General features: G+C 73.2%; 8 protein-coding genes. All 8 read left to right on the top strand.

What is annotated here, in order from left to right; genetic code table 11:
- Positions 1–67 precede the first annotated feature (67 nt).
- The 8 genes from ACFYOV_RS19000 (at position 68) to ACFYOV_RS18965 (ending at position 12,338) form a co-directional block, all read left to right on the top strand.
- A complete protein-coding gene (locus tag ACFYOV_RS19000) occupies positions 68–655 on the top strand; it encodes a TetR/AcrR family transcriptional regulator (protein ID WP_389089122.1) in 588 nt (195 codons plus the stop codon).
- Positions 652–1,032, top strand: a complete 381-nt coding sequence (locus ACFYOV_RS18995) for a hypothetical protein (RefSeq protein ID WP_389089120.1) — start codon at positions 652–654, stop codon at positions 1,030–1,032. Before ACFYOV_RS19000 ends, ACFYOV_RS18995 begins: the two co-directional genes overlap by 4 nt.
- A gap of 162 nt (positions 1,033–1,194) precedes the next feature.
- The gene (gene putP, locus ACFYOV_RS18990; protein ID WP_389089243.1) at positions 1,195–4,758 is read left to right on the top strand and encodes a sodium/proline symporter PutP; all 3,564 of its coding nucleotides are present in this window, start codon (positions 1,195–1,197) and stop codon (positions 4,756–4,758) included.
- 98 nt (positions 4,759–4,856) lie between these two features.
- Positions 4,857–5,861, top strand: a complete 1,005-nt coding sequence (locus tag ACFYOV_RS18985) for an ATP-binding cassette domain-containing protein (protein WP_389089118.1) — start codon at positions 4,857–4,859, stop codon at positions 5,859–5,861.
- Entirely contained in the window at positions 5,858–7,450 is a 1,593-nt protein-coding gene (locus ACFYOV_RS18980; RefSeq protein WP_389089117.1) for an ABC transporter permease, read from the top strand. The genes ACFYOV_RS18985 and ACFYOV_RS18980 overlap by 4 nt, the downstream gene beginning before the upstream one ends.
- Before the next feature lie 846 nt (positions 7,451–8,296).
- Positions 8,297–11,029, top strand: a complete 2,733-nt coding sequence (locus ACFYOV_RS18975; protein WP_389089242.1) for a cation-translocating P-type ATPase — start codon at positions 8,297–8,299, stop codon at positions 11,027–11,029.
- Positions 11,026–11,685 (top strand): potassium channel family protein, encoded by a 660-nt coding sequence (locus tag ACFYOV_RS18970; protein ID WP_389089115.1) that lies wholly within the window; start codon positions 11,026–11,028, stop codon positions 11,683–11,685. The genes ACFYOV_RS18975 and ACFYOV_RS18970 overlap by 4 nt, the downstream gene beginning before the upstream one ends.
- On the top strand, positions 11,682–12,338 hold the full coding sequence (locus tag ACFYOV_RS18965; protein WP_389089114.1) for a potassium channel family protein: 657 nt from the start codon (positions 11,682–11,684) through the stop codon (positions 12,336–12,338). The genes ACFYOV_RS18970 and ACFYOV_RS18965 overlap by 4 nt, the downstream gene beginning before the upstream one ends.
- Positions 12,339–12,415: the final 77 nt, after the last annotated feature.

The following is a 12,415-nucleotide window of genomic DNA, read 5'->3' as shown; positions in this document are numbered from 1 at the left end:
CGACGTTCCGTCCGGTGCCGTCGATCCCGGATTGTTTATCAAACGAGCCGTCCCGTATGGTTATTCCATGACGCATCCCGAGGCCCCGCGCGGGCGCCCCAGAGACAGCCGTGCCCACCGGGCGATCCTCACCGCCACGGCCGAGTTGCTGACCGAGGCCGGTTATGCCGCGACCTCCATCGGTGCGGTGGCGGCACGGGCGGGCACCGGCAAGGACACCATCTACCGGCGTTGGTCCGGCAAGCCCGAGCTGGTGTACGAAGCGGTGTTCACCGCCACCGAGTCCGCCCCGGTACCGGACACCGGCAGTCTGGCGGGTGACCTCACGGCGCTGGTGGAGGCGCTGATCCAGGAGTTCACCGCCCCGGCCGCCGCCGCGGCCCTGCCCGGCCTGCTGGCCGACTTCGCCGCCACTCCCGGACTGCAGACCCGTATCCGCGACCGCTTCCTGGCCCCCGCCAAGGACGGACTGACCGAGGTGTTCGAGCGGGCCGCCGGGCGCGGCGAGACCCGCGGCGCCGTCCCGGTGGACCTGGTGCTCGACACCCTGGCCGGAGCCGTCCTCTTCCACGTCGGGCTCGTCGGCGCGCCGGCCGGCCCGGAACTGGCGCCCAGGCTGGCCGGCCTGATCGGCCGGGGAATCGAGGTCCGGTGAACGGATGGCTCCTCGCCGCCGGCCTCTCCAGCGCCGCCGTCGCCGCGATCCACGTCGTCGCCGGTGGCCGTGACGTCGTCCGGCCGCTGCTGGCCGGCGCCGTGCCGGAAGAGCCGCGCCGCGTCCTGCACGCCGTGTGGCACATGGTCACCGCCGACCTCCTCCTGGCGGCCGTCGCCCTGACGTGGCTCGGTCTGCGTCCCCACCCGGCGGGCGGTCCCGTCGCGTGGCTGCTGGCCGCCCACTTCGTCGCCTACGCGGTGGTGTTCCTGGCGGTGTCGCTGACGGCCGGCTGGTCCAAACCGTGGCTGCGTCTGCCGCAGTGGTTGCTGCTGCTGCCCGTGGGCGTGCTGGCGGCCGCCGGAGCCCTGGCGTGAGGGGCGGGGCCGCGGGGTGGCCGCTGTGCGGCCCCTCGTTCACGCGATCCGCGCCCGCATGCTCATTGCTGACCCGTATCGGTAGATTTGTCGCCAGGGAGTGAGTCGTCGGGCGGGCCGGTGACCGCACCCCTGATCGCGAACCGCGCGGGCGAGGACAGCATGGTCAACTTGAGTGCGCCGAACGTCACCCTGTTCGTGGTGTACGCGGCCGCCATGATCGGAACGGGGGTCTGGGCCTACACCCGCACGCGCCGCTTCGCCGACTTCGCCCTGGGCGGCCGCCGGCTCAGCCCGTCGGTCGCCGCCCTGTCCGCCGGGGCCAGCGACATGTCCGGCTGGCTGTTCCTCGCCCTCCCCGGCGCCGTCTACGCGGCCGGTGTCGGGTACGTCTGGATCGCGGTCGGCCTGGCGGTCGGCACCTATCTGAACTGGCTCTTCGTCGCGCCCAGGCTGCGCACCTACACCGAGCGGGCCGAGAACGCCGTGAGCCTCTCGGCGTACCTGGAGGAACGGTTCGAGGACCGGACCCGCATGCTCAGGCTGGTCTCGGCCGCCGTCACCCTCGTCTTCTTCACCGTCTACGTCGGCAGCGGCCTGGTGGCGGGCGGACTGCTGTTCGAGACCGTCTTCGGCGTCCGCTACGGAGTGGGCGTGACGCTCACCGCCCTGGTGATCGTCGTCTACTCCTGCCTGGGCGGCTTCCTGGCGGTGAGCACGACCCACGTGCTCCAAGCCCTGCTCATGGCCTGTGCCCTCGTCGTGCTGCCCATCGTCGCCCTCGCGGACCTCGGGGGCTTCGGTCCCCTGGGCGACGCCCTCGACAGCAGACAGCCGGGTCTGCACGATCTCGGTGCACGCGTCGGGTACGACGCCGGCCAGTGGTCGGCCGACGGCTCGCTCGGCGCCGTGGCCATCCTCTCGCTGCTCGCGTGGGGCCTCGGCTACTTCGGCCAACCGCACATCCTGACCCGCTTCATGGGCATCCGCAGAGCCCGGGACGTCCCCGTGGCCCGCCGCATCGGGACGGCCTGGGTCGTGGTCGTCCTCGCCGGCGCCACCCTGGTGGGGCTCGCGGGCATCGGCCGGCTCGACCCGGCGCTGTCCGCCCCCGAGACCGTGTACATCTCCCTGTCCCAGGTCCTGCTCAATCCCTGGGTCGCCGGCGTGATGCTGATCGCCGTGCTGGCCGCCATCATCTCGACCGCCGACAGTCAGCTGCTGGTGTCCTCGGTCGCGCTGACGGAGGACTTCTACCACGCGTTCCTCAACCGCCGCGCCTCGGACCGGACGCTGGTGCGCATCGGGCGCGGCGCCGTCGTCGTGGTCATCGTGGTGGGCTTCGTGATTGCCCTCAAGGGCGACGGGGTGCTGGGCATCGTGGCGCACGCCTGGGCCGGTTTCGGCGCCGCCTTCGGCCCGGTCGTCCTGCTGTCGCTGTACTGGCCGCGCATGACCTGGGCCGGGGCCATGGCCGGGATCGTGTCGGGCGCGCTCACGGTGCTGCTGTGGGACGACATCAACCCGCTGCTCGGGCCGCTCGAGTCGGGCATCTACGAGATGGTCCCGGGCGTCCTGGTGGCCACGGCCGCCGCCCTCCTCTTCGGCCGGTACGTCGGCCGGCCGCCGAGGCGGGCCTTTTGGCGGATGCCGGGCGGAGGGGTGACCCAGCTGGTGCTCACCCCGTTCCTCACCCACGCACCGGTCGGCATGGCGGTCCTGGACACGGATCTCCGGTTCGTCTGGGTGAACGAGCCCCTGGACCGCCTGATACCGCTCGAGGAACGACTCGGACGGCAGGTGGGCGACGTCCTGCCGGAGGCGGAGGCCGAACTCCTCGAGGAGCAGATGCGCACGGTCCTGCACACCGGGGACCCGGTCATGGACTGCGAGTTCCGCGTCGAGAGCGGCGCCGACCGCGGCCGCGCCATCTCCGTGTCGTTCTTCGGCATGAAGGACCGCCACGGGCGCACGGTGGGCATCCTCTACATGGTCATCGACGTGTCCGAACGCTGGCGTGCCCAGCAGCGCCTGGCGCTGCTCAACGACGCCGGTGCCCGCATCGGCAGCACGCTTGACATCACCCGGACGGCGCAGGAACTGGCCGAGGAGGCCGTGCCGCCCATCGCCGACTTCGTCGCCGTCGACCTGCTGGACTCCGTGATGCGCGGTGAGGAGCCGGCCCCCGGGCCCGTCGGCATGTCACCCGTCATCCGCCGCGCGGGGCAGGCCTCGGTGCGCCCGGGCTGCCCGGAGGGCAGCCTGGCCGTGGGCGAGGCGGTGCGCCGGGCCCCCTCGTCACCCGTGACCCGCTGCCTGCTGGAGAGCGAAACCCTGGTGGAACGGACACTGGACCGCGCCGCGAGCCCCTGGGTGACCGAGGACCCCTCGCTCGGCGCGTCCATCCTCAACTACGACTTCCGTTCGCTGATGGTGGTTCCCGTCCGGGCCCGCGGCGTCACCTTGGGCGTGGCGACCTTCGCCCGGTCCCGGCACTACCGCCCCTTCGACGACGACGACGTGCGTCTCGCGGAGGAGATCGTCTCCCGCGCCGCGGTGTGCGTCGACAACGCCCGCCGCTTCACCCGGGAACGCACCGCGGCCCGCGCCATGCAACGCGCCCTGCTGCCCCAGGCGCTCACCGGGGGATCCGCCCTCGACGTGGCGTCCTGGTACCAGCCGGCCGATGCCCCCAACGGTGTGGGCGGCGACTGGTTCGACGTGATCCCGCTGTCCGGGGCCCGGGTCGCCCTGGTCGTCGGCGACGTGGTCGGCCACGGCATGAACGCCGCCGCGACCATGGGGCGGCTGCGCACCGCCGTGCGCACCCTCGCCAACCTCGACCTGCCTCCCGACGAACTCCTCGCCCACCTCGACGACCTGGTCATCGGCCTCATGGGGGCCGACGGCGACAGGCAGCCCCCGGCGCACGACGAAGCGGGGGGCACCGCCTTCCTGGGGGCCACCTGCCTGTACGCCGTGTACGACCCGGTCAGCATGCGGTGCACGCTCGCCCGGGCCGGACACCTGCCGCCCCTGATCGTCGACTCCGACGGCGCCGCCCGGATCGTCGACCTGCCCGCCGGACCGCCGCTGGGCCTCGGCTACCTGCCGTTCGAGTCCGTCGAACTGGAGCTGGCCGAGAGCAGCCTCATGGCGTTCTACACCGACGGCCTCGTCGAGACCTGCGACCGGGACATCGACGTCGGAATCTCCCGGCTGGGGGCCGCCCTGGCCGTGCCCGGACCGTCGCTGGAGGCGATCGGCCGTGGCGTGGTCGACGCACTGCTGACCGGCCCCCCGCCCGACGACGCGGCCCTCCTTCTCGCCCGCACCCGCGCCCTTCCCCCGGACCAGGTCGTCTCCTGGCCGCTGGCCGGCGACCCCGCCGCCGTCGCCCACGCCCGCACCCTGGCCGTCCGCCAGCTGGGGGAGTGGGGCCTCGACCACCTGGCGTTCAGCACGGAGCTCATCGTGAGCGAACTGGTGACCAACGCCATCCGCCACGCGGCCGGTCCGGTGTGCCTGCGCCTGATCCGGGACCGCACCCTCATCTGCGAGGTGTCCGACGGCAGCAGCACCGCGCCCCGTCCGCGCCACGCCCGCACCACCGACGAGGGCGGGCGCGGCCTGATGATCGTGGCCCAGCTCGCCCCCCGGTGGGGCACCCGCTACACCTCCACGGGGAAGATCATCTGGACCGAGCAGGCCCTGGCCGCCGAGTAGCCCGGGGCCCACGCGGAGCCGCCGGGGACCTTAGGCCCCTGTCCGGACCGCCCGCGGGGCGACAGCGTCGAAGAGAGCGAACGCGGGAGGCGCCCACGATGTCCACCGTTTCCGTAGCACGCCGCCACGGCCGGCCCGGCGGCGACGGCTCCGCGGCAGTCGCGGCCGCCGGGCTGGTGAAGACCTTCGGACGCACCCGTGCCCTGGACGGGCTGGATCTGACCGTGGCCACAGGAGAGGTGCACGGATTCCTCGGGCCCAACGGCGCGGGCAAGACCACCACCCTGCGGGTTCTGCTCGGTATGCTCCGCGCGGACGAGGGAGCGGTGCGGCTGCTCGGCGGCGACCCCTGGCGCGACGCCGTCGCCCTGCACCGGCGCCTGGCGTACGTACCCGGCGACGTCAGCCTGTGGCCCAAGCTCACCGGCGGCGAGATCATCGACGTCTTCGGGCGGCTGCGCGGCGACCTCGACCCGGCGCGGCGGGACGAACTGCTGGAGCGCTTCGAGCTCGACCCCACCAAGAAGGCACGCACCTATTCCAAGGGCAACCGGCAGAAGGTGGGACTCGTGGCGGGACTCGCGTCCCGCGCCGAACTGCTGCTGCTGGACGAGCCGACCTCGGGTTTGGACCCGCTGATGGAGAGCGTCTTCCAGGACTGTATCCGGGAGGCGAAGGCCGAGGGACGCACCGTACTGCTCTCCAGCCACATCCTGGCCGAGGTGGAAGCCCTGTGCGACCGGGTCAGCATCATCCGCGCGGGCCGCACCGTCGAGTCGGGCACGCTGACCGAGCTGCGGCACCTCACCCGCACGTCGATCGACGTCGAGACGGTGCGAGCGGCCACCGGCTTGGACGCCCTCGGGGGTGTGCACGATCTGCGCACCGAGAACCACCGGGCCCGCTTCGACGTCGACACCGAACGGCTCGACGACGTCGTGCGCCACCTCACTCGCTTCGGTATCCGCACCCTCACCAGTCAGCCGCCGACGCTGGAGGAGCTGTTCCTGCGGCACTACGGCGACGAGGCGGCCGACGGCCGGTCGTACGGCGACGAGGCGGGCGACGGCGCCTTCGCACCGCGCACCGGGGGCATGTCATGACCCTGTTCACCGAGCAGACCGGCACCGCCGTACTCACCCGGTTGGTTTTGCGCCGTGAGCGCTTCCGCATCCTGGTCTGGACGACGGCCCTTCCGCTGCTGGTGCTGCTGACGGCGGCCAGCGTGAAGGGGCTCTATCCCACCCAGCACGACCTCGACGTGGCGGCAGCCGTCAGTGAGGACAACGCCGCGGCCATCGCCTTCAACGGCCCCGCCCAGGGACTCGACACACCGGGCGGGCAGGTGGCCTTCCAGGTCGGCACCTTCGGGCTGGTCCTGGTGGCCCTGATGAGCACCTTCATGACCGGGCGGCAGACCCGTGCCGAGGAAGAGGCCGGCCGCACCGAGGTGATCACCTCCTTGCCGGTCGGCCGGCACGCCGGCACCACGGCCGCACTGCTGGTCGTGGCCGGCATGAACGCGGCCGTCGGAACCCTGGTCGCGCTGGGCCTGATCGCCATGGACCTGCCGGTGACCGGTTCCGTCGTGCTCGGGCTGTCCTTCTGCGCGGTCGGCCTGGTCTTCGCCGGCATCACCACCGTCGTCGCCCAGATCTCCGAGAACACCCGGGTCGTGCACGGCGTCACCGGAGCCGTGCTGGGCGCGGCGTTCGTGCTGCGTGCCATCGGTGACATCGGGGACGGCACCGCGTCGTGGTTCTCGCCCATCGGCTGGGTCCAGAAGGCCCGGCCCTACGCGGGCGAACGCCTCTGGCCCCTGCTCGTCCCCGTGGCCGCCGCCGTGGCCGCCGTCGCCGTGGCACACGCACTGTCCGACCGACGGGACCTCGGCGCCGGCCTCGTCGCCCCGCGGCCCGGCCCGCCACGGGCCCAACCGGGTCTCGGCCGCCCGGTGGGGCTGGCGCTGCGGCTCCAGCGCGGCTCGCTGATCGGCTGGAGCCTCGGTGTGTTCCTGACCGGTCTCGCCTACGGCTCGGTGGCCGACGACGTCGAGGACTTCATCGCCGACAACGAGGCCATCGCGGAGCTGATCGCCGGATCAGCGGGCGCGAGCCTCACCGACTCCTACCTCTCCCAGTCATTGCTGGTGGGAGCCCTCCTCGGCGCGGGATTCACCGTGCAGTCCGCCCTGCGGGTGCGGAGCGAGGAGAACGGACTACGGGCCGAGCCGGTGCTCGCCACCCGCCTGTCCCGGGGACGCTGGCTGGCCGGCCACCTCGCCGTGACGCTCGCCGGCAGCGTCGTGGTGCTCGCCGCGGCCGGCCTCGGCACGGGACTCGCCTTCGGCGCCGCCCGCGGCGAACCGGGCCAGGTCCCCCGCCTGATCGGCGCCGCGCTCGTCTACAGCCCGGCGCTGTGGCTGCTCGCAGGCTTCACAGCGGCACTGTTCGGGATCGTGCCGCGTGCTTCGGGCACGGCGTGGGCCGTCCTCACGGGGTGCTTCGTCATCGGGCTGCTGGGCCAGGCCCTCGACCTGCCCGACTGGACCCGGGACCTCTCACCCTTCGAGCACGTGCCCCACCTGCCCGTCGACGAGGTGAGCCTCGGCACGCCGGTGCTCCTCGCGGCGCTCGCGGCCGCCCTCACCGCGGCCGGACTGGCGGGATTCCGCCGCCGCGACGTCGGCTGACACGCCGCCCGCGGGTCCGCCCCGCCGCCTGCTCACCGGCCAGGGGGCGGCAGGCCGGTGACGTGGTGGCGTGGCGGCGCGGGGCGGCCGGGGCGAGGCTGAAGGAACAGCGGACGACGGACGCCGGGCGGCTGCCGGCCCGCAGGGAACAGCGGACGACGGACGGGGCCTGCGTGTCGGTACCGACGGGCGAGCGACGGCCGGCAGTGGTGGATGGGGACATTGCCCCTCGGTGCCACGTCGGGCCCGCGGTACGGCGGCGCCCCCCGCCCGTCCCGCACCCACGGCGCCGGCCGTGGCCACCGGCGAAGCGACCGCCACGGGCTGCCGCCGTGACCCGGCCACGCCCCGGAACGCCGATCCGCCGTGACACGCCGGGCGGGACGACCACGGGCCGCCCATCGAACGGGCGGGACCAGGAGCCGTTCCCCGACGTCCTCGGGGGTCAACCGAGTGGTCCGCACGCAGGTCTCCCCGCACGTCACGGCCCCGGCTGCGTGATCCCGCCGACACGGGAAACCTGCCGTCCCGGAGCGGGCGCAAGACGTCGAACGGCCCGTACGCCGGTCCCGGACGGGCCTGGCGGTGCGGACCGGCCCGCCGCACGATGAGAGGGCACCGCCGGTCGGCGCACCGGCGAGAGGCCCGTCGGCCCCGGGAGACCGTCATGGCAGCCGTGTCCGAAGCCCTGCGCGCAACGCGGGTGACTCCACTGGCGGCGAGGACGCCGCGGTCGTACGGGACCGTGCGATGACCGCCGGGACGACATCGCGGACTCCGGGCGGCGAGGGGAAGGAGGAACTCGCAGCCGCGTCCGGCGCCGCTCCACACCGCGCGGTGCAGGAAATGTCCCCCGAGGAGATCCTCACCGCGCTCGGCACCTCCCGGCGCGGTCTGACGACTGAGCAGGCACAGTCCGGACTGGAGCGGTACGGGCGGAACGAACTGCCCCGCGCGCGGGGCCGCGCCTGGTGGCGGCAGCTGGCAGCGCAGTTCACGGACCTCTTCGCGGTCGTGCTCGTCGTCGCGTCCGGGATCACCTTCCTGGCGTACGCCCTGGAGGAGCCGCGCGAGGAGGGGACCTACCAACTGGCGGTGGCGATCCTGGCGGTGGTCGTGCTCAACGCCGTCATCGGCTTCGCCCAGGAGTTCTCCGCCGAGCGGACGGCCCAGGCACTCGAGGCGATGGTGCCGCACACTTGCCGGGTGCTGCGCGACGGCGAGCGGCGGGAGCTGCCCGCCGGGGAACTGGTCCCGGGCGATGTGGTGGTGCTGGAGGCAGGAGACGCCGTACCGGCCGACTGCCGGGTGGTCGAGGCGCACGAACTGGCCGTGAACAACGCGCCGCTCACGGGGGAGAGCCACGCCGTCGGCCGGACCGCCGCCCCGGTGCGGGCCGGGTCGCCGCTCGAGGCGCGCAACTGCGTGTTCATGGGAACCGACGTCGTCACCGGTGCCGGGTGGGCGGTGGTCCATGGCACCGGCGCAGGGACCGAGTTCGGGCGCATCTACCGGCTGGCCGCCACGGCCCCGAGGCAACGGACCCCCCTGCAGCGTCAGGTGGCGTCGATGGCCCGCCGGGTGGCCGGCGCCGCTCTGGCCATCGGCGCGCTGATGTTCGCCGTGCGGCTGCCCACCGGGGAGTCCCCCGTGACCGTCTTCGTGTTCGCGCTCGGGGTGATGGTGGCGCTGGTGCCGGAAGGGCTGCCCGCCACCCTCTCGGTCTCGCTGGCGATCGGCGTACGGCGGATGGCACGCCGCAGGGCCCTGATCAAGCAACTGCTCGTGGTGGAAGCACTCGGATCCACCACGGTCGTCTGCACGGACAAGACCGGAACGCTCACCAAGGCCGAGATGACGGTCACCCAGGTCTGGTCGGGAGGCGTGACCCACCCGGTGAGCGGGGTCGGGTACGCACCGGACGGCGTGGTGGGCGACCCCACGGGGGTGCGGGAACTGCTCCGGGTGGCCGCCCTGTGCTGCAACGCCCGGCTCGTGCCTCCGGACGGCCCAGGAGGCCGGGAGCAGTGGCGGGTGCTGGGGGACACCACCGAGGGAGCGTTGCTGGTCGCCGCGGTCAAGGCCGGCCTGGACCTGTCTGCCGAGGAGGCCGCGGCCCCCCGGACGACGGAGTTCCCCTTCGACTCCGCCCGCAAGCTGATGACCACCGTGCACCGGCGTGCCGCGGGTCATCAGGCGTGCGTCAAGGGAGCGCCCGCAGAGCTGCTGGCGCGCTGCACCGACGCGGAATGGGGGGAGCGGCGCGGGCCGCTGACCGAACGGGGCCGCACCGAGGTCGCCGCGGCGGGTGACGCGCTGGCGGCGCAGGGGCTGCGGGTGCTGGCGGTCGCGCGCCGGGAGCTGCCCGGCCCGCGCCCCGCGCAGGACGAGGCCGAGTCCCAGCTGACCCTGCTCGGGCTGGTCGGCATGCTGGATCCGCCGCGCCCGGAGGTCACCGACGCGGTGACCGCCTGTCACCGGGCCGGCATCCGTATCGTCATGGTGACCGGTGATCACCCGCTGACCGCCGAGGCCGTCGCCCGCCGGGTGGGGATCGTGCGCAAGCCGCACCCGGTTGTGGTCACCGGTTCCCGGCTCGACGCGATGGACGACGCCGCGCTGGACGCGCTGCTGGCCGAGCCGTCCGAACTGCTGCTGTGCCGGGTCAGTCCCGAACACAAGATGCGTGTGGTCACCGGCTTCCAGCGGCGGGGTGAGGTGGTCGCGGTCACCGGGGACGGGGCGAACGACGCCCCGGCGCTCAAACACGCCGACATCGGTGTGGCCATGGGTGCCTCGGGGACCGACGTGGCCCGGGAGGCTGCCTCAATGGTGCTGCTGGACGACTCGTTCGCGTCCATCGCGACAGCCGTGCGGCTCGGCAGATCCGTCTACCAGAACATCCGCAGGTTCCTGGTCTACGTCTTCAGCAGCAACATCGGCGAACTCGGCCCCATCCTGGTGGCGACGTTCGCGGGCTTCCCGCTGGTGCCCATCAGCGCGGTGCAGATCCTGGCGATCGACCTGGGCTCCGACGTGATGCCCGCTCTGGCGCTGGGTGCGGAGCGGCCGGAACCGGACGTGATGGACCGCCCGCCGCGCTCCCGGCGCGAGCGGCTGTTCTCCACCGCCGTGGTGGGGCGCATCCTGTTCCTGGGGGGCATTCAGGCGCTCGGTGTGTGCGCGGTGTTCTTCTGGCACATCCATTCCTCCGGCATTCCGTTCGGCGAGTTCACCGAGGACGATCCCGTCTACCGGGAGGCCGTCACCCTGGCCCAGGGCGGCATCGTGCTCAGCCAGTTCTTCATCGCCCTCGCCGTGCGCACCGACCGGCAGAGCCTGCGAAGCATCGGCCTGCTGTCCAATCCGGCCCTGCTCGCGGCGGGCGGCTTCGGCGTCGCGTTCATGGCCGCGATCAGCTACCTGCCACCGTTGCAGCAGGTGTTCAACACCGCTCCGCTCGACGCCGCCGACTGGGCGATCCTGGCCGGGCTCGGCACCCTGCCGCTGATCGCCGACGAGGCCCGCAAGGGATGGCTGCGCCACCGCACCGGCCACCGGAAGGGAGACCCACGGTGAAAGTGATCGTCGTCGGCTGCGGACGGGTGGGCTCGGCCCTCGCCGGCCTGCTCGCCTCGGAGGGGCACGACGTGGACGTGGTCGACCGCCGCCCCGAAGCGGCCCGTCGGCTGCCGGACAGCGCCCGCATCCGCTTCCACGCGGGCAACGGCTACAGCCGTGCCGTGCTGCGGGCCGCCGGGATCGAGGACGCCGACGCCCTCGTCGCCGTCACTTCCGGGGACAACAGCAACATCGTCAGTGCCCGTACCGCCAAGGAGACCTTCCGGGTGCCGGTCGTCCTCGCCCGTATCCACGATCCCCGGCGCGCGGACATCTACCGCGATCTCGGCATTCCCACGATTGCCAGCGTCCGCTGGACCGTGCACCAGATCCACCTGATGCTGCTGCACCGCCACCTGAGCCCCGAACTCAGCTTCGGCAACGGCGAGACCCTGCTACTGCGCTCGGAGGTGCCCTCCTACCTGGTGGGGAGGCGCCTGACCGAGTTCGACGTCGACGGCGAGATCCGCGTTGTCGAGGTCACCCGCGCGGGTCGCTCCCTGATTCCCGCCCACGGCACGCCGGCACAGGCGGGCGACCTGGTCACCTTCGCCGTGGCCGCCACCGCGCTGGGTCGGCTGCGCGGCTTCCTCGACAAGGAGCTGGGGACGTGAAGGTGCTCATCGCAGGCGCGGGGCGGCTCGGCACTCAGATCGCCCAGGCGCTCGCCGCGGCCCGCAACGAGGTCACCCTGATCGACGCCGACGACGACCGTGTCGCCGCTCTGGAGGGCCGCGTCCCGGCGCGGCTGGTCGCCGGGGACGCCTGCGAACCGGCCCTCCTGGAACACGCCGGCGTGCTGACCGCCGACCTCGTCGTCGCCGCCACCGGGGACGACGAGGACAACCTGGTGATCAGCCTGCTGGCCAAGCGGCAGTTCGCGGTGCCCCGCGTGGCCGCCCGGGTCAACGACGCGGACAACGCCTGGCTGTTCGACGACCGCTGGGGCGTCGATGTCGCGGTCCCCGCGGCCACGCCCCTGATCTCCCTGATCGAGGAGGCCACGGGAGCCACCGACACGGTCGCCCTGCTGCGCCTCAGCAAGGCCGGCGTCGACGTCATCGAAACAGCCATCACGGAGCATTCCAGGGCCGTCGGCCGTGCCCTGGGCGAGGTCCGGCTGCCCGCAGGGACCGTCGTCGCCACCATTGTCCGTGACGGGCAGCCGACCGTGCCGGATCCGGCGGTGCGCCTGCGGCCCGGCGACGAACTGCTCCTCGTCTCGCACACGGCGAGCGAACAGGAGATCCACGCCGCCTTCCAGTGACGGGCCCCGGCACGCGCCCCGACGGGCACCGCGGCACCCGCCCCGGGAGACTGCCCGGCACGCGCACGGACGCCTTG

The sequence above is a fragment of the Streptomyces sp. NPDC005931 genome (assembly GCF_042871235.1).
GTDB lineage: Bacteria > Actinomycetota > Actinomycetes > Streptomycetales > Streptomycetaceae > Streptomyces.
This window is presented reverse-complemented; position numbering and strand designations above follow the sequence as displayed.